This window comes from Microbacterium sp. NPDC080005, from assembly GCF_040702445.1.
Taxonomy (GTDB): Bacteria; Actinomycetota; Actinomycetes; order Actinomycetales; family Microbacteriaceae; genus Microbacterium; species Microbacterium oleivorans_D.
Genome location: NZ_JBFBLD010000001.1, coordinates 971,771 through 991,091, shown reverse-complemented (window position 1 = coordinate 991,091; position 19,321 = coordinate 971,771). Strand labels below are relative to the sequence as shown.

Annotated in this window: 16 protein-coding genes; 6 read left to right on the top strand and 10 right to left on the bottom strand. The window is 69.8% G+C overall.

What is annotated here, in order from left to right; genetic code table 11:
* Complete coding sequence (locus tag AB0259_RS04785; RefSeq protein ID WP_366220347.1) at nucleotides 1-1,701, bottom strand: beta-galactosidase family protein; 1,701 nt, start codon at nucleotides 1,699-1,701, stop codon at nucleotides 1-3.
* 85 nt (nucleotides 1,702-1,786) lie between these two features.
* On the opposite strand from AB0259_RS04785, the gene AB0259_RS04780 reads away from it, so the two are divergent.
* The 4 genes from AB0259_RS04780 to AB0259_RS04765 are packed head-to-tail and all read left to right on the top strand — an operon-like array spanning nucleotide 1,787 to nucleotide 8,685.
* The gene (locus AB0259_RS04780; protein ID WP_366220348.1) at nucleotides 1,787-2,887 is read left to right on the top strand and encodes a substrate-binding domain-containing protein; all 1,101 of its coding nucleotides are present in this window, start codon (nucleotides 1,787-1,789) and stop codon (nucleotides 2,885-2,887) included.
* Complete coding sequence (locus AB0259_RS04775; RefSeq protein ID WP_366220350.1) at nucleotides 2,884-4,926, top strand: TIM-barrel domain-containing protein; 2,043 nt, start codon at nucleotides 2,884-2,886, stop codon at nucleotides 4,924-4,926. Before AB0259_RS04780 ends, AB0259_RS04775 begins: the two co-directional genes overlap by 4 nt.
* Before the next feature lie 28 nt (nucleotides 4,927-4,954).
* Nucleotides 4,955-6,424 carry an alpha-L-arabinofuranosidase C-terminal domain-containing protein gene (locus AB0259_RS04770; protein ID WP_251580864.1) on the top strand — a complete coding sequence of 490 codons (1,470 nt, stop codon included), beginning with the start codon at nucleotides 4,955-4,957 and terminating at the stop codon, nucleotides 6,422-6,424.
* Complete coding sequence (locus AB0259_RS04765; RefSeq protein ID WP_366220352.1) at nucleotides 6,421-8,685, top strand: beta-L-arabinofuranosidase domain-containing protein; 2,265 nt, start codon at nucleotides 6,421-6,423, stop codon at nucleotides 8,683-8,685. Before AB0259_RS04770 ends, AB0259_RS04765 begins: the two co-directional genes overlap by 4 nt.
* A gap of 18 nt (nucleotides 8,686-8,703) precedes the next feature.
* On the opposite strand, the gene AB0259_RS04760 is transcribed toward AB0259_RS04765, so the two are convergent.
* From AB0259_RS04760 to AB0259_RS04740, 5 genes are all read right to left on the bottom strand, one after another.
* Complete coding sequence (locus AB0259_RS04760) at nucleotides 8,704-10,014, bottom strand: glycoside hydrolase family 27 protein (protein ID WP_366220354.1); 1,311 nt, start codon at nucleotides 10,012-10,014, stop codon at nucleotides 8,704-8,706.
* 19 nt (nucleotides 10,015-10,033) lie between these two features.
* Nucleotides 10,034-11,317 carry an ROK family transcriptional regulator gene (locus tag AB0259_RS04755; RefSeq protein WP_366220355.1) on the bottom strand — a complete coding sequence of 428 codons (1,284 nt, stop codon included), beginning with the start codon at nucleotides 11,315-11,317 and terminating at the stop codon, nucleotides 10,034-10,036.
* 31 nt (nucleotides 11,318-11,348) lie between these two features.
* Nucleotides 11,349-12,197 (bottom strand): carbohydrate ABC transporter permease, encoded by an 849-nt coding sequence (locus tag AB0259_RS04750; protein ID WP_251580872.1) that lies wholly within the window; start codon nucleotides 12,195-12,197, stop codon nucleotides 11,349-11,351.
* Nucleotides 12,194-13,132 carry a sugar ABC transporter permease gene (locus tag AB0259_RS04745; RefSeq protein WP_366220358.1) on the bottom strand — a complete coding sequence of 313 codons (939 nt, stop codon included), beginning with the start codon at nucleotides 13,130-13,132 and terminating at the stop codon, nucleotides 12,194-12,196. Before AB0259_RS04745 ends, AB0259_RS04750 begins: the two co-directional genes overlap by 4 nt.
* A gap of 65 nt (nucleotides 13,133-13,197) precedes the next feature.
* Nucleotides 13,198-14,442, bottom strand: a complete 1,245-nt coding sequence (locus AB0259_RS04740; RefSeq protein ID WP_251580876.1) for an extracellular solute-binding protein — start codon at nucleotides 14,440-14,442, stop codon at nucleotides 13,198-13,200.
* Nucleotides 14,443-14,632: 190 nt separating this feature from the next.
* On the opposite strand from AB0259_RS04740, the gene AB0259_RS04735 reads away from it, so the two are divergent.
* Entirely contained in the window at nucleotides 14,633-15,859 is a 1,227-nt protein-coding gene (locus tag AB0259_RS04735) for an ROK family transcriptional regulator (RefSeq protein ID WP_251580878.1), read from the top strand.
* A gap of 99 nt (nucleotides 15,860-15,958) precedes the next feature.
* On the opposite strand, the gene AB0259_RS04730 is transcribed toward AB0259_RS04735, so the two are convergent.
* Genes AB0259_RS04730 through AB0259_RS04720 form a run of 3 tightly spaced genes read right to left on the bottom strand, consistent with a single transcriptional unit; the run spans nucleotide 15,959 to nucleotide 17,441 of the window.
* On the bottom strand, nucleotides 15,959-16,708 hold the full coding sequence (locus tag AB0259_RS04730) for an aminoglycoside phosphotransferase family protein (protein WP_366220360.1): 750 nt from the start codon (nucleotides 16,706-16,708) through the stop codon (nucleotides 15,959-15,961).
* A 44-nt stretch (nucleotides 16,709-16,752) separates the two neighbouring features.
* Nucleotides 16,753-16,977, bottom strand: coding sequence for a helix-turn-helix transcriptional regulator (locus tag AB0259_RS04725; protein WP_366220362.1), 225 nt, complete (start codon nucleotides 16,975-16,977; stop codon nucleotides 16,753-16,755).
* Complete coding sequence (locus AB0259_RS04720) at nucleotides 16,977-17,441, bottom strand: DUF2975 domain-containing protein (RefSeq protein ID WP_366220364.1); 465 nt, start codon at nucleotides 17,439-17,441, stop codon at nucleotides 16,977-16,979. The genes AB0259_RS04725 and AB0259_RS04720 overlap by 1 nt, the downstream gene beginning before the upstream one ends.
* A gap of 86 nt (nucleotides 17,442-17,527) precedes the next feature.
* Between AB0259_RS04720 and AB0259_RS04715 the strand changes: the two genes are divergently transcribed.
* A complete protein-coding gene (locus tag AB0259_RS04715; RefSeq protein ID WP_366220366.1) occupies nucleotides 17,528-18,460 on the top strand; it encodes an AEC family transporter in 933 nt (310 codons plus the stop codon).
* Nucleotides 18,461-18,473: 13 nt separating this feature from the next.
* On the opposite strand, the gene AB0259_RS04710 is transcribed toward AB0259_RS04715, so the two are convergent.
* Nucleotides 18,474-19,235 (bottom strand): SDR family oxidoreductase, encoded by a 762-nt coding sequence (locus tag AB0259_RS04710; protein ID WP_366220368.1) that lies wholly within the window; start codon nucleotides 19,233-19,235, stop codon nucleotides 18,474-18,476.
* Between the last annotated feature and the right edge of the window lie 86 nt (nucleotides 19,236-19,321).

Here is a 19,321-nt window from a genome sequence, read left to right as displayed (position 1 = left end):
TCACTCGTGCAGCGGGCCGAGCTCGGCGGCGGCGACGAATCGCGCCGTCACGGGGCGCGGCTGCTCGAGTTCGACGACCGTGATCCTGTTCCGCCCGGCGCGCGTGACCGGAGCGGGCACGTAGAGCGTTCGCTGCGGACCGTTGGACCAGTACCGACCGAGGAGGAAGTCGCCCACGAAGGCGTATCCCTTGCCCCATCCGGTCGTGTCGAGGAACAGGTCCGTCGGAGCATCGAGATCGAAGGCGCCGTCGGCCACCAACAGCTCGGGCGCCGCCGCCGCCTCCGCCAAGAGGACGGGCGCGGTGGTCCAGCCGGCGAGCTCGACGCCGTCGACCGTGACCGGCCCGATCAGGCCCTTGACCTCACCCAGCCGTTCGTCGTAGTTCACACGGCCCTGCTCCTCGAGGAGGATCGAGAGGTGCCGCCCGGCGGGCAGGCGCAGCGCGTGTTCGTGGCGGGTGCGCGAGAGCGAGCCGACGCGGATGCCGTCGACCGACACCCAGGCGTGGTCCCGTACCTCTCCGATCTCGAGGGTGCCGCCGGTGAAGCCCTCCGCCAGCGAGCATTCGTAGCGCAGCAGCGTGCCGGTGTGCCCGGCATCCTCGAACGTGACGATCCCCGCCAGCGCCGAGGATGACGCGGATGTCGCGGGGGCCGCGACAAGATCCACGTCGAACTGCGGGCGGCGTGCGGAGGCCGCCGGCGTCTCGGCGGGGACGGGCGCGTACTTCGCGATGACCTCACGGAAGGCGTGGAACTTCTCGGTCGGATCGCCTGCCTCGTCGAGCGGCGCGTCGTAGTCGTACGACGTCGTGATCGGCAGGTAGCGACCCTTGTCGTTCGCACCGTTGGTGGTGCCGAAGTTGCTGCCGCCGTGGAACATGTAGATGTTGACGGAGGCGCCGGCGGCCAGGAGGTCGTCCAACTCACGGGCGGCGGTCGCCGCATCCGTCGTGTGATGCTGCCCGCCCCACCAGTCGAACCAGCCGTCCCAGAACTCCGAGCACATCAAGGGGCCCGTCGGCTGATGGGCCCGCAGCGTCGCGAGCCGCTCGTGCGCCCGGGATCCGAAGGAGCCGGTGAGGTGCAGTCCGGGGAGGGAACCCGCAGCCAGCATGTCGTCCTCGGGCTGATCGACCGTCGTGAGCGGCACGGTGATGCCGGCGTCGCGCGTGACCCGGACGAGCTCGGCGAGGTAGTCCTTGTCCGACCCGTAGGCGCCGTACTCGTTCTCGATCTGAACGAGGATCACGTTGCCGCCGCGGTCGATCTGCCGGGGAGCGACGACGCGGTACACGCGGCGCAGGTACGTCTCGAGCGCAGCCTGGTACACGGCATCCGTCCGCCGCAGCCGGATGCCGGGTGTCGCCGTCAGCCACGTGGGCAATCCGCCGTTGTGCCACTCGGCGCAGATGTATGGTCCGGGTCGGACGATGGCGTGCATGCCCTCGGCGGCGATGAGGTCGAGGAACCGGCCGAGGTCGAGCCCGCCGGTCTCGGTCCACTGGCCCTCGACGGGTTCGTGAGCGTTCCAGGCGACATAGGTCTCGATGGCGTTGAGACCCATGAGGCGGGCTTTGCGGATGCGGTCGGCCCAGTCTCCCGGGTGGACCCGGAAGTAGTGCAGCGCGCCCGAGATGACGCGATGCGGCCGGCCGTCCAGCAGGAAGTCGCGGTCGCCGATGGCGAAAGTGCTCATGTGATCTCCGCTCGGGGGCCTGCGGTCCGGCGTTCGCGTGACGGAGGTGCCGCGTCGTCGCGTGAACTGCTATGTTTACGCAATCATGTCGCCTCAGCGTAGCACGCGACCGGCTCCCGACGAGGGCGTCGTCACCCCCGCCGCCGAACCCGCGGTGCGTCGGGGCGGTACCCCGCACGGCGGGCCGACGCAGGCCGACGTCGCACGGCATGCGGGCGTCTCGGCGCAGACGGTGTCGCGCGTCGTGACAGGTGCTGCGCGGGTCGACGAGCCGACCCGGGAACGCGTCCTCGCGAGCATGCGCGAGCTCGGCTACCGGCCCAACCGTGCCGCCCGCGCATTGCGTTCCGCCCGCTACCGCAGCATCGGCGTGGTCATGAGTGACCTCACCTCGTACGGCAGCGTTCGGACATGGGAGGCGATCTCGCGGGCGGGCGCCGCCTCCGGATACGCGGTCGCGCTCGTGCCGACGGCGCGCTTCGATCGCGCGGCGGTGACCGAGGCGATCGAGCGCGCCCGCGATCAGGCCGTCGACGGCCTCGTCATCGCGATCGGCGATCACCTCTCGGCGGGGGAGGACCTTCCGCTGCCGGACGACATCCCCGTCGTCGTCGTGGATGCCTCGGCCCTCGAGGATCGCTCCTTCGTCGACACCGATCAGACGATGGGCGCCGGCCAAGCCGTCGGGCACCTGCTCGCGCTCGGTCACCGCACGGTCCACCACGTCGCGGGGCCTGTCAACTCGTACTCCGCAGTGCGCCGCGAGGACGGCTGGCGGACCGCCCTGGCCGCGGCGGGCCGCGACGTGCCGGGGGTGGAGCGCGGCGACTGGAGCGCGCTGTCCGGCTACGCCGCGGGCTGCCGGCTGCGCGACCGCCCGGACGTGACCGCCGTCTTCGCGGCGAACGATCAGATGGCGCTCGGTGTCCTTCGCGCACTCCACGAGACGGGCGTCGCCGTGCCGGCTCGGGTCAGCGTCGTGGGATTCGACGACATGCCCGAGGCGGCGCAGTTCTGGCCGCCGCTGACCTCCGTCCACCAGGAGTTCGACGAGGTCGGCCGCGCCGCCGTCGACGTCCTCCTCACCCGCATCGACGACGCGGCGGCCGTCCGCCGTCTGCTCGTGCCCACCCGACTGGTCGTGCGAGGCAGCACGGCCCCCGTCCTTCGAAAGGCGACCCCATGACGTTCCACACCTCCGACACCGGCGTCCTCTGGCGCGGGGACGGGCAGACCGTGTCCATCCAGGCATGGGGGCGCGGCGTCCGAGTCCGCGCGTCGCTCGGCGCCGTCGACGACGCGCCGGGCGCACTCGTCGAGGTCTCGGACACCCGCGCGGCTGTGACCGTCGACGGGGCCGTCGCGACGGTCGCCGCCGGCGGGGTGCGTGTCGTGGCTGAGGAAGACGACTACAACGACTGGTCGACCGGGTTCTACACGACCCGGCTGCGGCTGCGAGTGCAGGATGCCGAGGGTCGGCTGCTGTTCGAGGAGATCACCGACGGCGGCGCACTCAAGCTCGCCGCGCGCGAATTCCGTCCCACCGAGGGCGGCGACCACCGACTGCGGCTCAGCCTCGCCACCCCGGCGGACGAGCACCTCGTGGGGATGGGCCTATATCAGCAGGACGTCGTCGACCTGAAGGGATCGGTGCTCGAACTCGCGCACCGGAACTCGCAGACCTCCGTCCCCTTCGTGGTCTCCAGCGCGGGGTACGGCTTCCTCTGGAACCTCCCCGCGGTCGGGCGCGCCGTCTTCGGCACAAACCGGACGGAGTGGGAGGCCGAGAGCGCCACCCAGTTCGACTGGTGGGTGTGCGCCGATCCGCGCCCGGCCCAGATCGCCGCCGCCTACGCCGAAGCGACCGGCCACGCGCCGATGATGCCCGAGTACGGGCTCGGCTTCTGGCAGTGCAAGCTGCGGTACTCGACGCAGGAGGAGCTGCTGAGCGTGGCGCGGGAGTACCGACGTCGCGGCATCCCGATCGACGTCATCGTCGCCGACTTCTTCCACTGGCGGTGGATGGGGGACTGGCGTTTCGAGGAGGAATACTGGCCGGACCCGGCGGCGATGACCGCAGAGCTGCGGAAACTCGGCATCGAGCTCATGGTGTCGGTATGGCCGCAGGTGGCCGCGGAGTCGGAGAACTTCGCAGAGCTCCGCGACGGCAACATGCTCGTGCGCACACGACGTGGCATCGACGTCCAGTACTACTTCGACGGGCAGTACACCAGGTTCCTCGATGTCACCGAGCCGCGTGCGCGGGAGTTCCTGTGGCGCAAGCTGGCCGAGAACTACGGTGCCTACGGAATCTCCGCGTTCTGGCTCGACGAGGCCGAGCCTGAGTACGGCGCTTACCATTTCGAGAACTACCGGCTCGCCGCGGGCCCCAGCGCGCAGGTCGCCAACCTCTACCCGCGGGAATTCACCCGCGCGATCGCCGACGGCCTGCGCTCGGAGGGCAACGAGCAGCCGGTCTCGCTGGTCCGCGCGGCCTGGGCAGGGTCGCAGCGGCACGGTGCGCTGGTGTGGTCGGGGGACGTGCACTCGACCTTCGCGGACCTGCGAGCGCAGATCGCCGCAGGCATCCACATGGGCGCCGCCGGCATCCCCTGGTTCACGACGGACATCGGCGGCTTCACGGGTGGAGACGTGCGGGAACCGGCCTTCCACGAGCTGCTGATCCGCTGGTTCCAGTTCGGCGCGTTCAGTCCCGTCATGCGCTTGCACGGCGACCGCGTGCCCGGCACGCCGATCGTCGATCCGCAAGGTGTCGCGCGCGTCGGAACGGGTGCCGACAACGAGGTGTGGAGCTTCGGCCCGGAGATCGAAGCGGTGCTCGTCGCCTACATCCGCCTGCGAGAGGACCTCCGCGACTACACGCGAGCCGCGATGGCGGACGCCCACCACGAGGGCTCGCCGGTCATGCGGGGCATGTTCTTCGAGTTCCCGGACGACGAGGCCGCCTGGACGACTCCCGGACAGTACCTCTTCGGCCCCGACATCCTGGTCGCCCCCGTCACCGAGCCCGGCGCCACCCGATGGGACGTGTACCTGCCGGCGGGACCGGAGTGGACCGATGCGCGGACCGGCGAGGTCCACTCGGGCGGTCAGACGGTCACCGTGGACGCCCCCCTCGCATCCATCCCGATCTTCCACCGGGGCGGGCGCGTCGGCCGGGCGCTCGCGCGACTCGCCGATCTCCCCGACCTTCCCCACCCCTGAAGCCGCCACGACTCGACGGAGAGCATCCATGAGCATCATCACCGCCACCACCCGCGCCCACCGCATCGACCGCCGGATCTACGGGCAGTTCGCCGAACACCTCGGACGCGGGATCTATGAAGGCCTGTGGGTCGGGGAGCAGGACGAGATCGCCCACAAGAACGGGCTGCGCACGGACGCGATCTCCGCACTCCGCGAGATCAGAGTCCCCGTGGTCCGCTGGCCCGGCGGCTGCTTCGCCGACGAGTACCACTGGCTCGGCGGTGTCGGCCCGACCGAGCAGCGCCGAGCGATGGTCAACACGCACTGGGGCGGGGTCGTCGACCCGAACACCTTCGGCACGCACGAGTACTTCGAGCTCCTACATCAGCTGGACGCCGAAGCATACGTCAACGGCAATGTCGGCAGCGGCACCGTCGCCGAGATGCAGGACTGGATCGAGTACATGACACTCGACAGGCACACCCCGATGGCCGAGCTCCGCCGGGCCCACGGACGTGAACAGCCCTGGAAGCTGCAGTTCTTCGGGGTCGGCAACGAGAGCTGGGGATGCGGCGGCAACATGCTCCCGCTCCACTACGCCAACCTGTACCGCCAATACCAGACGTTCGTGCGCGACTACGGTGACAGCCACGTCGCCAAGGTCGCCTGCGGGGCCAACGCGGACGACTACGAGTGGACCGATGTCCTCATGGCGCGTGCCGCCGGGCACATGGACGCGCTGAGCCTGCACTACTACACGCTCCCCACGGGAGAGTGGGACGTGAAGGGCGCGGCACTGTCCTTCGACGACGCGGCGTGGTACGACACCATCCACCGCACGCGGATGATGGACACGCTGCTGCGCCGCCACGGCGAGATCATGGACCGGCACGACCCCGCCCGCCGCGTGGGGCTCTTCGTCGACGAGTGGGGCACGTGGTACGACGTCGAACAGGGGACGAACCCCGGCTTCCTCTACCAGCAGAACACGATGCGTGACGCGATCGTCGCGGCGGTGAACTTCCACATCTTCCACCGCCACGCCGCGCGGGTGCGGATGACGAACATCGCGCAGATGGTCAACGTGCTGCAGGCGATGCTCCTCACCGACGGCCCGCGCATGGTGAAGACGCCCACGTTCCACGCGTTCGGGCTGTACGTCGACCACCAGGACGCCGAGTTCGTCGCGACGACGGATGCCGCGGGCCGTGCCGAGGGCCCCGCTGCGGCGCATCTCGACCACACCGTCAGCGTGAAGGACGACGTCTACACCGTCAGTGTCGTCAACTGGGACCTGAACGCGGAGTCCGAGCTCGTGCTGCGGCTGCCGGAACGCGTCGGCGAGGTGGTCAGCGCACGGATGCTGCACGCCGCGGCATCCGCTCACAACACCTTCGACGAGCCGGAGGCCGTCGCACCCGTCGACTTCACCGGGGCGGTCGTCCAGGGGAGCGACCTGCGGCTCGCCGTTCCGCCGCGGAGCATCGTCACGGTGCGCGTCCGGGCTGCCGGATGACGACGACCGCGGGCCGAGGGGGAGTGGAGCCGTTCCCCCTCGGGGCGGTCACGCTCACCGCGGGACCGTTCGCGCGGGCGAAGGAGCTGGCGCTGCAGTCCGCGCTGCAGCTCGACCCCGACAGGCTCCTCGCGCCGTTCCGCCGTGAGTCGGGCCTCCCGACCGGGCCGGGATACGGCGGCTGGGAGGCGGACGGCCTGGACGGCCACACGCTCGGACACGCCCTCAGCGCCCTGGCGGCGCACGCCGCGAGCGGATCCGCTGCGGCGCGAGCGCGCATGGAGCAGATCCTGGGAGCCCTCCGCGAGTGTCAGCTCGCCCTCGGGACCGGCTACATCGGCGGCGTCCCGGACGGGGTCGCGCTCTGGGACGAGATCGCCGACGGTCGCGTCGAGGCGCAGACGTTCGACCTCGACGGGCGGTGGGCGCCCCTTTACAACCTGCACAAGACGCTGACAGGGCTCGTCGACGCCGTCGTGTACGCGGGTTCGGGATCGGCCCGGGTGATCGCCGAGGAGCACGTCCGGTGGTGGGTGCGCACGTTCGCCGCGTTGACGGACGCGCGGGTCAAGCAGGTGCTGCGCACGGAGCCGGGTGGACTGACAGCGACCTTCGCGCGATGGGCCGAGGCGACCGGCGACACCGCGGCGTGGGAGCTGGCGCAGCGACTCGCGGTCCGGTCCTTCCTCGAGCCGCTCGCGGCGGGCTCGGATCCGCTCGACGGCCGACATGCGAACGCGCACATCCCGCTTGCCGTCGGCTATGCGGTCCTCGCGCGGATGGGTGCGCCGGCCGAGTACGGCCGCGCGGCGGACACGTTCTGGGAGAGTGTCGTCGGGCATCGCACGACGTCGATCGGCGGCAACAGCGTCAGCGAGCATTTCCCTCCCCGCGACGATTGGTCGAGCATGTTCACCGCGCGCGAGGGGCCGGAGACCTGCAACACCGTCAACATGGTGGAGCTGGCGCGCGAGATGTACCGCCGCTCGGGCGACCCCGCTCACCTCGCCTACATCGAACGCGCCCTCAGCGCGCACCTCCTCTCGGCGCAGCATCCCGAGCACGGCGGCATCGTCTACTTCACGTCGCACCGCCCCGGGCACCACCGTGTCTCCTCGCGACCCGAGGCCGGGTTCTGGTGCTGCATGGGCACCGGTCTGGAGGCGCCCTCCCGCTACGCGCTCTCGGTGTTCGGAAGAGCGCCCCGCCGCATCGACGTGCAGGTCCTCATCGCGGCCCGGCTCGAGGACGACGGCATTGTCGTCGAGGTCGGGACGTCCCGTCCGTTCGGGGACGATGCGATCATCACCGTCACGACGACCGCACCCCGGCGTCTGGCACTGCGCGTCCGTGTGCCCGACGGGGTCGTGCCCGGGTGCGCCGTCGCGCGTGTCGGCGGCGACACCGTGCACCCGTCGAGCGAGGGATGGCTCGAACTCGACCGGGAATGGCAGGGGCGCAGCACCGTGGAGGTGGAGCTGCCGCCCGTGCTGCGCTGGGAGCGCCCGCCGGGCGTCGAGGGGTGGGGCTGGATCGTCGACGGCCCGAGGGTTCTCGCAGAACGGCTGCCGGAGCCCGCCGTGGATCCGCGGGGAACGGATGCCCGGATGGGGCACATCGCCCGTGGCGCACTCCTCCCGCTCGCGGACACGCCGATCCTCGCGCCGGATGACCTCATCCGTGCCGAGCGGCGCGACGGGGGGATCGTCGTCCTCCCGCCGACATCCGCGCACGATGAGGTCGTCCTCGAGCCCTTCGCCGCGCTCCACGACGACCGCTACGTCCTCTCGTTCCCGGTGGCGTCAGAGGCGGATGCCGGGCGTCGGCGTGCCGAGCTGGTCGCCGAGGACGCCCGTGCCGACGCCCTCGACGCCCGGACGCTCGATGTGATCGCCTTCGGTCAGCAGCAGCCCGAATCCGACCATGGACTCGCCCTCGTGGATTCCGAGTCCGGCTACGACGAGGGCGCGCACTGGCGTCGCTTCCGCGCCGAGGGTGCATTCACGCTGCAGGACTGGAGTGCCACCGCGGTGAGTCTGCGGATCGCGTGGCTCGCCGACGATGTCCCGCGCAGGATCGCCGTCACGCTCGACGGCCACCTGCTGCTGGACCGGACGATCGATCCGCTGGACGAGCCGGTGCTCGACTTCGACCTCAGCGCACACGCCGATGGCAGGGTGCTGTGGGCGCTCGCCATCGGCGGCGCGGAGGGCACTCCTCGGCTCACCGAGGTGCGGATGATGAGCGCGCGGCTCGGGTAGTCCGCGCCGCGCGCCGGGTCATCCGTCGAATCGCCAGAACACGCATCCGTGGGGCGGGAGTGCGACGTCGAACGCCCGGGAGTCCGGGGCGACTCCGCGGACGGTGGAGTCGCCGGCGCGCGCGGGCCGCGTGGGGACGGATGCGCCGGTCCACACGTCGATCACGGCGTGCGGGGTGCGACCGAAGCCGAGGTCGCGAGAATCGAGCGTCGCCGTGAGCGGCGCCTCGGTCGTGTTGACGCCGGCGATCCACGTCGTCCCGCCGCCGATGGCGCGCCACAGCACCAGTCCATGCTCCCGGCGGATCTCGCCGCTGCTGTCCGCGCGGGTGAGCAGGTCGAGGATCCCGGGGTTCCTCAGCATCGCGATCGTTCCCGGGTCGGTCGTGGGGAGGTCGCCGCCGAACATCAGTGGAGAGCGGGCGATCACCCAGAGGGTGAGGAGCGAGCGCCGCTCGTCGGGGCTCAGCGCGTCTTCGCGGGGCTCGCCGCGTTCCGCGCGGATGCCGATCCGGCCGAGCGGCAGCATGTCGGCGTCCGGCCAGGCACCGCGCCCGGCGTGCGGCGCCCACCGCGCCATACGGCCGAGATTGTCCGCTGCGTCCTCCCAGCGGTCCCAGACGTCGTCGCAGATGCGCCACATGCTGGCGTGGACCGTCAGGTGATCCAGGTGCGCGGCCGAGAGGTCGCGGCCGGGGGAGAGGCTCAGCACGATCTGCCGGTTCGCGGCGGCGACGGCGTCGCTGTAGGCGGCGATGTCGCGCTCCTGGTACGGCCACAGCATGTCATCGGCCTTGATGAGGTCCACGCCCCACTGGTCGTAGAGCGCCACAGTGGAGCGGTAGTACCCGGCGGCATCCGGGTGGTCGTGGTCGATCCCCACGAAGTGCGGGTTCCACTCGCAGTCGTTGGCGGGGTCGGCGAGGTCGGCGAGCGGCGTTTCCGTGCCGTGGACCAGCAGGCCGTGGGCGATCGCCCGCCGCGGGATGCCGCGCATCACATGCAATCCGAAGTTCAGGCCGAGGGCATGGATCTGCTCCGCGAGCGGTCCGAACCCGAGGCCACCCGCTGAGGACGGGAAGCGTCCCGGATCGGGCTGCAGGCGACCGGCCCCGTCCAGGTGCAGACGTGCATCGTCGTTGTAGCCGTGCGAACGCGCGTCCGGGTCCGCCCAGTCGGCGTCGACGACGATCGTGTCCCACCCGGCGTCGCGCAGGTGCTCGGCCATGAAGCGGGCGTTGGTGAGGACCTCGGCCTCGGTCACCGTCGTGCCGTAGCAGTCCCAGCTGTTCCATCCCATCGGCGGGCGGTTCGGGCGTGCGAGGACCATGGATCTCCTGTCGTCGTGCTCAGCCGGCGACGGCCTGAGGGGCGGATGCCGCCGGCGCCGCGCCGACGAGAGCGGGAGTGACGGGCGACTCGACACGCGGGCGCATGCGGCGGGCCAGTGCTCGGGTGTCGAGGTACTGCTCGAAGGCGAGGACGGCCATCCCTGTCGCGACGCTGTTGACCCGCACGGGCGAGACGTCGAGCGCGAGCCGGGCGGCGGTCAGTTCGGGCGCGCGCTCCGCCAGCGCTGCGCGGGTGGCGGGGAGCAGCACGTCGCCGAGCGCCCACGCCGTCCATCCCGTGAGGGTGAGCACCTCCGGGTTGAGCACCGCGACGATGTCGGACAGTGCGATGCCGAGATAGCGCGCGGTGCGCGCGAGGGTTTCGGAGGCTGCCGGGTCGTCCGCGGCCTCACCCAGGCCCTGGATGAACTCGCGCTGGTGCAGTCCCAGCAGGTCATGGGTTCCGGCGATGTCCCGCAGGGTCTGCCGGATGCCGGGGACGCCGACGTACGCCTCGACGCAGCCACGCCGCCCGCAGCGGCAGGTGCGGCCGTCGAGCTCGAGCACCGTGTGCCCCCATTCGCCGGCACTGCGCGTCGCGCCGCGCAGAACGCGACCCTCGACGATGATGCCGGCTCCCACGCCGGTGCCGAGGTTCACGACGACGGCGGTCGAGCGTCCGCGTGCGGTTCCGAACCAGACCTCGGAGTGCCCCACCGCCTGCAGCGGGTTGGCGGTCACGAGTGCGCTCGGCAGGTGAGGACGCAGACGGTCTTCGAGGTCTCGAGTGTGGGTGGCCCACGCCGGGGTGGATGCCGTGCCTCGGGGGTCGGTCGAGGTCAGACCCGGCAGCCCCAGCCCCGCGCCGAGGAGGTGATCCGCATGCCGTCCGCTGCGCTGCAGCGCCTGCGAGACGGCGTGCAGGATCGCTTCGGCGATCCGATCGGTCGAGTCCCACGCCTCGTCCACGTCGATGTTGGCTGCGGCGATCTCGCTGAGAGCGGCGTCGAACACGACAGCCCGGATGTAGGTCTCGGCGACGTCGATCCCGAGGAGCGCCCCACCGGCCCCGTCGATGCGCAACAGCGTGGTGGGACGTCCCGCGCCCCCGTTGTCGACGCCGGCATCCGCGATCAGGCCGTCGTCGCGGAGCTCCGTGACGAGGTTCGACACGGTCGCCGCGCTCAGTCCGGTCGCCCGGGCGAGATCCGTGCGGGTCGCGGTCCCGCCCACGGCGAGAGCTCGGACGAGCTCCCGCCGTGAGGCGTCGCGGATCTCACTCGAGGAACGGGTGCGGGTCATGTCGTCGCGGGGCCGGGACCCGAGCTGATGCTCAGGCGCCACCGAGGCCGGTCTCGGCGACACCGCGCAGCAGCCACCGCTGCAGCAGGATGAAGACCAGCAGGACGGGGATCGACGCCAGGAACCCGGCGGCGAACAGTCCGGTGTAGTCGAAGGTCTGCGCCGTGATGAACGACGAGAGGTAGACCTGGACCGTGAGCGCTCCGAAGCCGGTCCCCGCCACCACCAGGGGCCAGAGGAATGCGTTCCACGCACCGAGGAATCCGAGCACGGTCAGCGCGGCGGCGAACGTCAGCGAATTCGGCAGCACCACGCGGACGAACGTGCCGATGTAGCCGAGCCCGTCGAGTTTGCCGGCCTCCTCCAGTTCTTTGGGGAAGGACAGGAAGAACTGTCGGAACAGGAAGACGTTGAACGCCGTGAACAGCGTCGGGACGACGATGCCCTGGAGCGTCTCGGTCCAGCCCAGCCACGACACGATGAGGTAGTTGGGCAGGAAGGTGGTGGCACTGGGGATCAGCAGCATCGTCACGGTCACCGCGAGCAGGAACTTCGACGCCCGGTTCGGGATGCGGGCGAGCCCGTACCCGGCCAGGGCGCCGATGACGATCTGGCCGACCGTCATCGAGACCGCCATGATGGTCGAGGTGATCAGCGACTGCCCGAATCGCTCGTCCGCGAAGATCTCGGCGAACTTGCCCCAGTTGGGGTCGGCGGGCCACCAGACGAACTGCTTCGACGTGACATCGGACGGCTGCGACACCGCCGTCTTGACCATCACGTACAGAGGCAGCAGGAACAGGATCGCGAGGACGACGAGCACGATGTAGCGCAGCGTCAGCTCCACACGCCGGCGCACGGGGTTTCCGACGACGGTCATGATGCACGCTCCTTCCGTGCGCCCCGGCGGGGCGCCTTCGTCTCATCCGCAGATCCGAATCCGAAGAAGCGGGACTGCAGGAGGGCGACCAGAACGACGACCGCCGTCACGACGAACGCGCCGGCTGCGCCCTTGCCGTAGTCCAGCTGCTGGAACGACAGATTGTAGATGTACAGCAGAGGAGGACGCACGGACGGGATGGTCCGCACGAGGTTGTAGAACTCGTCGAATGCCTGGAAGGCGGCGACCAGCAGGAGCAGCATGACGGCCGCGGTGGTGGGCCGCAGCTGCGGCCAGGTGATGGCGAAGAACCGACGCGGCCCGCGGGAGAGCCCGTCGAGGGCTGCCGCTTCATACAGCGTGTCGGGGATCCGCTGCAGGCCCGCGATGAACAGCAGCATGTAGAAGCCGACCTGCAGCCAGAGGCGCACGCTGACGATGACGACCCAGTAGTACGGGGACTGCGTCAGCCACGCGGTCACCGGCTCGAGCCCGAACGCTTGCAGCATCGAGTTGGCGACCGAGGAAGTCGACCCGCTGAAGATGCCGAGCTTCCAGATGAGAGAGGCGATCACGTACGAGAACGCCGTCGGCAGGAAGAACACGGAGCGGAAGAAGGCGCGTGCGACCGGGAGGTTCGCGACCAGCATCGCCAGCAGCAGCGACACGATCAGCGTGGTGGGGACGACCAGGATCGCGAAGATCGTGAACGACAGGAGCGACGACAGGAAGCTCGGGTCGGTCAGCAGGGCGACGTAGTTGTCGAACCAGACGAAGTCGGTCGGCGTGATGGTCGCGACCGCGCGGGTGAAGCTCAGGTAGAAGCCCCAGAACAGCGCGATGATGCTGAAGATCACCAGGCCGATGAAGAAGGGGCCGACGAAGAGCCAGAACGCACGTCGCGTGCCGCGGATCGGGCGGCGCGCGCGCGGCACGGTGGGCGGGGGAGTGGGCCGGTGGCCCGGGTCTGAGACCCGGGCCACCGGAGGCGTGAGCTGAGTCACTGCAGTGTGTCCAGCATGCCCTGCATCGTGGACTGCGCTGCCGACAGTTCGGACTTCGCGTCCGCGCCGTCGACGACGATGCGGGTGACCGCGTCGGTCAGGGCCGTGCTCATCGCGGGCGTGTAGTAGGGGCCGCCGGTCCAGCCGTACTCGGTCGTCAGGTCGACGATCTGCTTCGCCACACCGTCACCGAGGGTCTCCGCCTGGTCGCGGGCGTCCTTCAGCGGCGGGATGTGGAAGCCGTACGTGGTGCTGAACTCGATCTGCCAGTCGGTGTCGTCGATCCACTGCTGCTTGGCGATCTCCTTGGCCTTCTCGATCTTTCCGGACTTGCCGGCGACCACCTCGTTCCACTGGGACACGCCGACGATGGGCTGGCCGCCCTCGAGCGCGGGTACCGGGAAGGCAGCGACGTCGTCCCCGAGTGCCTCCTTGATGGCGGGGATGGCCCACAGGCCCTGCCAGCTCATGGCGACATCACCGGCGATGAAGGAGGTCGGGTCCCACCAGTCGGTCGGTGCACCCATGAGCAGCGAGCCGGAGTCGTAGAGCTCGTGGGCGGACGTGAGCGCCTCGGCGAGCTCGGGCGACTCGAGCGACACGGTCGTGTTGCCGTCGTCGATGATGCCGCCGGGCGCTGCCGGGGGAAGGTTGGCGGCGAGGATGCCGGCTCCGCCGTCGTTGCCGAGGAAGAGGCCCTTGTGGTCGGCATTCGTGAGCTTCTTCGCCGCCTCGACCAGTTCGTCCCACGTCTCGGGGACCTCGACGCCGGCCTCTTCGAACATGGAGGGCCGGTAGATGAACAGCTGAGCGTCCGTGATCATCGGGATGCCGTAGTACTTGCCGTCGATCGTCACGGGCTTGAGTGCGATCGGGAGGATCTGGTCCTTGATGGGCTCGACGAGATCGGTCAGGTCGGCGTACTGGCCCTGGCGCGCCGCCTCGACGTTGATCGCGTTGTATTCGAACAGGTCGATGCCTTTGCCGGAGGCGAGCAGTGCGTTCACGCGCTGCGCATAGTCGCCCTCGACCCACTGCAGGTCGATCTCGGCGTCCTCGTAGTCGTCCGCCCAGCGGTTGACCGCCTCCTGGACGCCCTCCTCGCCGTACTGGTGGTAGAACTGCGTGATCGGTCCGTCCGCGCCGCCGCCAGCGTTGCTGGAGCAACCGGAGATCAACAGCGCGGATGCGCCGAGGAATGCTGCTGTGACTGCGAGCTTGCGTCGCGTGGGTGATGTCATCCTTCTCGCCTCTCTGCGGGATGGTGACGGCGATACGGGAGTCTGATCGGTCCGCCGTCGCACCGATCGGCATTAATCTAATGCTTAAAAGAAGGGGTGGTCTACCCCCAATCCGATAACGGTTCGGACTCTGGCAGTATTCAGGCAGACATTCGCGGGATCGACCGTGGATACGGAAGAGGGCACCAGCGTGGGTAAGAGATCGTCGCGTGACATCCGCAGCGAGTCGCGGCTCGACGTCCTGCATGCCCTGCTGTCCTCCGGCACCTCGACGCGCGGGGAGCTCGCGCAGGCAACCGGGCTGAGCGTCGCCACCGTGGCCACGATCGTCCAGGAGCTTCGAGGGGAGGGGCTGGTCGCGGATGCCGGCAGTTCCGCCCTCGGGGCTGGCAGGCCCACCACGATGCTCCGTGTGAACGGCGACCGCGGCCGCATCCTCGGCATCGACGTCGCGGAGACGTACGTCCGCGCCATCGTCTTCGACGCCGCCCTCGAGGAGGTGGGATCCGTCGAGGTGCCGATGGACGACTCGCTGCCGTCGGTGAGCAGCGTCACCGAGAGCATCGTCCGCGCCGTCGACCGTGCGCTGAGTGAGACCGACGTCGACCGGGCGCGCGTCCTGGGGGCGGGTGTCGCGCTGCCGGGGCTGATCAGCGCCGAGGAGTCGGCGGATGCCGTCGCGCCCCGATGGGCCGCGCGCAACGTGGAGGTGCTCCACCGCTTGCGGCAGCGCATCGGCCTTCCGCTCGTCGTCGAGAATCCGCTGAAGGCGATCGCCACAGCCGAGCTGTGGTTCGGCCGGGGCCGTACGGCGTCGTCGATGGTGATCGCGAACCTCGGTACCGGCGTCGGAGCCGGCATCGTGCTCGACGGCAAGATCCTCCGCGGCGCCACACACAGCGCAGGGGAGTGGGGGCACGCGGTCCTCGTCCTCGACGGTCGTTCCTGCCGCTGTGGTCGGCTCGGCTGCGTGGAGGCGTATGTCGGTGCTCCCGGCATCCAGCAGACGCTCCGCGAGATCGCACCGGAACACGATCTCGCACGCGTGCCGCAACGCGAGTTCATCGATGGGCTCGCTCGCACGCACCGCGCGTCCGGGGGAGATCCGGTCGTCGAGGAGGTCCTCACGCGCACCGCGCACTACCTCGGCGTGGCTCTCGGGGACCTCGCGTCGATCATCGATCCCGAGGTGATGATGCTCACGGGATGGACCGCGTGGGCGCTCGGTGAAGACCTGGTGGACCCGACGAAGGCCGAGCTGCAGCGGCGCGCGCCGGCGGGAGCGACGGCGGCCGTGGAGCTCGGCGTCTCGACGGTCCGAGGCAGTTCCGTCGCGATCGGCATGGCGACGCTCGCCTTCGAGCGGTTCCTCGGCGACGTCGGGCTGTCCACGACCCGTTTGCCGCTGGCGCTCTGACCGCCGGGCGTTCGGCCATGGCGCCGGCGAGGGGAGCCGGACGCGTTGCTCACCGTCGTCCGGTGGTCACCGAGTTGACATAATGTGCATTATCGGATGTCATCGGTCGAGCATGCGAGCTCGGAGGACATCGAACTCGCATCCTGCCGCATCCGGATCGAATCCGTGCTCGATCAACCACCTCGCTGCGGTCAAGCTCCGGAAGGACCACCAGCCTCGGATGACGGATCTGTCGACGTCGTCCTCGCCGTATCCCGCGAGCAGGTCGTCCAGACACTCTTCGTGCCCGAGCGTCAGGATGGCCAGATCGAACATCGGATCGCCCGGAGCCGCCTCGGACCAGTCGATCACCCCGGTCACCTCATCGCCGTCGACGAACACGTGGGTGATCTGGAGATCGCCGTGGATGAACGCGGGTTTCCACGGTCGGAGCGCCATCTCGGCAATCGCCTGATTGCGGTCGATCACCTCGGCGGGAAGCACAGCGTTCCCGCGCAGCCAGGCGCACTCCCGTGCGAGCTCGGCAGACACGTCTGCGACGGCGGCCCCGGGCCATGGCGGCAGTGGCGCGTCGTGCATGCGCCGGATCGACGCGCCCGTCGCCGTCCACGCCGCCCGTGACGCCGTGGACGGCTCGCCCAGGACCCCGAGGGCCGTTCCTCGGACCATCTCGATCGCCAGGACGGGCGGCTGGTGCCAGCGGATCGGCGGTGTCGGTAGCGGTGCTAAGGCCATGGCGCGAGCCTCTCGTTCCGACCGCGCCGCATCCGCGTCGATCTTCACGAACATGTCGCCGACACGCAGCGTGGCCCGCTCCGCGTGCGCGACGATCACCTCGATGCTGTCCACGGCGTCATCCTGGCAGAGGGTCTCGGCTGTGTGCCCTGCTGCCATCAGGGTTCGGCGTGCGGTCGATCCGGCTCCCACCGCAGGAGATCCCCCGGCTGGCACTGCAGTGCCTCGCACAAGGCGTCGAGCGTCGTGAACCGCACCGCTTTCGCGCGCCCGTTCTTCAGGACGGCGAGATTGGCGGGAGTGATCCCGATACGAGCGGCGAGGTCGCCGACGGCCATCTTGCGCCGCGCGAGCATGACGTCGATGTCGACGACGATCGGCATCAGACCACCTCGTCCAGTTCCGTGCGCATCTCGATCGCCTTGCGCAGGAGCGACCGCATCACGACGACGACGAGGGCGACTCCCCCGGTCGCGACCGCGGCGCCGTAGATGAGACCGACGACGCCGGGAGCGATGCCACCGGGTACGAGGAGGGTGGCGAGGCCGGCTGTGAGGACGGCAGCCACGCTGATCGCACCGATGACCACATCGACGAATCGGAAGGCGCCGGCGGAGAAGACGACGTCGACGGCGGCCATGGACACGAGCCGCCAGATGCAGATCGCCACGACCTGCAGACACAACACCCAGAGTCCGAGGATGACCACGGCGGTGACCCGCCACCCCGCGGCGCTCGATGCGAGGTCCCTCCAGATCAGAGGGAGGATGCCGACCTGTACGAGCAGGGAGCCTGCCAGCGACACCACGAGAATGACGCGCAGAGTGAGAATGGTCGTGCGACTCATGATCGCCTTTCGATAATGATCTATCGAAAAACGATACCCACTCCCCCGCGTCAGACGCAACCGCCGCGGCGTCCTAGGCTCGACATGTGCTCGCAGTTCTCACGGGATTCGTCGTCATCGGCGTCGCCATCGCCGTGGGCTGGGTCATCGGGCGCATCGACCTGCTCGGGCCGACCGGCGGTCAGGTTCTCAGTAGGCTGACGTTCTTCGTGCTGAGCCCGTTCCTGCTGTTCGTCGTGCTGTCCCAGGCGGACGTCCGCACGCTGTTCTCGTCGCTGCTTCCCGTCTCGGCGATCGCCGCAGTCGTGATCTTCGCGATCTTCGTGTTCGTCTCGCGTTTCGTCTGGCGACGCCCCGCCGGGGAGGTGCTGATCGGTGCCCTTTCCGCCGGACAGGTGAACTCCAACAACATCGGCATCCCGCTCTCGCTCTACGTCCTCGGAAGCGCGGCGTTCCCCGCCCCGGTAATCCTCTTCCAGCTCCTCGTCCTCACCCCCATCACGATGGCGATCTTCGAAGCTCTCGCCTCCCCCACCGGGCGACGACCATGGCCGATCCTTCGGCGAACGGTCACCAATCCGATCGTCGTCGGTTCGCTCCTGGGCACGATCGCGTCGGCGACCGGCATCCCGCTCCCGCCGATCGTTCTCGATCCCCTGCAGCTGGTCGCGAACGCCGCCGTCCCGATCCTGCTGATCAGCTACGGCATCTCACTGAACGGCCAGCGCGTCCTGGGCCCGTCGGGACGTCGTCGGGACATCCTCCTGGCCACCGGATTGAAACTGGTCGCCATGCCCGCCGTCGCCTGGGCGGTGGCCGCGCTGCTGTTCCGGCTCTCCCCCGCCGAGGTGCTCGTCGTCACGGTCCTCGCCGCACTCCCCACGGCGCAGAACGTGTTCAACTACGCACAGCGATACGACACGGGCCGGACGATCGCGCGCGACACCGTGTTCCTGACGACGCTCGGATGCGTCCCCGTGCTCTTCCTCGTCGTGCTCTTGCTCGGTCCGGGAGCCTGAGCGTCAGACGCCCTCAGACGCCGAACGAGCTGGTGTCGCCGATGAGTCGGGTGTGGTCGGCCGGGACCGGCTCGACGGCCGCGCGGGCGACCTCCGCCGCGAACTCCGAGACGTTGTAGAGCTTCCCGGCGCTCTCGCGGCGTTCCGCGATGGCTCCCGGGTTGGCGCGCTCGAGGAGGGTCGCTGTGATCGTGCCTTCGATCATGTCGCCCGAGACGACCACGAACTCGATGCCCTGCTCCGTGAGCGCCGGAATCCGCTCCCGCAGGGCGTCCTCACCGGCGCGCTTGGACTTCGCGACGGGCTCGTACTCGGGCATCGTGGGCGTGGTCTCGATGAAGTGCGCCTGGTGGCTCGTGACGAAGACGACGCGGCTGCCTGCGGCCATGAGCGGCAGCGCCGCCTCGAGCGCGCCCACCTGAGCGTCACGGTTGAGGGTGAGCGCGTAGTCCTCGGCCATGCCGCCCTCCATGCCTCCGGAGGCGTTCAGCACGAGGATGTCGAGCGAACCGAAGCGTTCCTTCACAGCCGAGAACATCTCCGCGACGGATGCCGCATCCGTGAGGTCCGCCCCGACCGTCAGCACGTCGACCCCGAGCGCGCGCAGCTCGGTCGCGAGCTTCTCGGCTCGCGGCGCCTTGTTGCGGAAGTTGATGACGACGTTCGCGCCCGCCTGGGCGAGGTACCGCGCGGTGTCGGCGCCGATCCCGCGGGACGATCCGGTGACGAGGGCGGTCTTGCCGGTCAGGGATGCGGCGGGAACGGGCTGCGACATGGGGAACTCCTGCGGGCTTCTCGGCGGGTGCGCGAGACGGATGGGTCGAGCTCGAGCCTATCAATCGAGGCGGTTCCGCCTGGGCC

Coding starts and splice junctions, on each gene's coding strand:
- AB0259_RS04740 (WP_251580876.1), bottom strand. CDS start 14,442: ATGACATCACCCACGCGACGCAAGCTCGCAGTCACAGCAGCATTCCTC.
- AB0259_RS04720 (WP_366220364.1), bottom strand. CDS start 17,441: ATGAGTCGCACGACCATTCTCACTCTGCGCGTCATTCTCGTGGTGTCG.
- AB0259_RS04775 (WP_366220350.1), top strand. CDS start 2,884: ATGACGTTCCACACCTCCGACACCGGCGTCCTCTGGCGCGGGGACGGG.
- AB0259_RS04760 (WP_366220354.1), bottom strand. CDS start 10,014: ATGGTCCTCGCACGCCCGAACCGCCCGCCGATGGGATGGAACAGCTGG.
- AB0259_RS04785 (WP_366220347.1), bottom strand. CDS start 1,701: ATGAGCACTTTCGCCATCGGCGACCGCGACTTCCTGCTGGACGGCCGG.
- AB0259_RS04750 (WP_251580872.1), bottom strand. CDS start 12,197: ATGACCGTCGTCGGAAACCCCGTGCGCCGGCGTGTGGAGCTGACGCTG.
- AB0259_RS04755 (WP_366220355.1), bottom strand. CDS start 11,317: ATGACCCGCACCCGTTCCTCGAGTGAGATCCGCGACGCCTCACGGCGG.
- AB0259_RS04770 (WP_251580864.1), top strand. CDS start 4,955: ATGAGCATCATCACCGCCACCACCCGCGCCCACCGCATCGACCGCCGG.
- AB0259_RS04765 (WP_366220352.1), top strand. CDS start 6,421: ATGACGACGACCGCGGGCCGAGGGGGAGTGGAGCCGTTCCCCCTCGGG.
- AB0259_RS04725 (WP_366220362.1), bottom strand. CDS start 16,977: ATGCCGATCGTCGTCGACATCGACGTCATGCTCGCGCGGCGCAAGATG.
- AB0259_RS04780 (WP_366220348.1), top strand. CDS start 1,787: ATGTCGCCTCAGCGTAGCACGCGACCGGCTCCCGACGAGGGCGTCGTC.
- AB0259_RS04710 (WP_366220368.1), bottom strand. CDS start 19,235: ATGTCGCAGCCCGTTCCCGCCGCATCCCTGACCGGCAAGACCGCCCTC.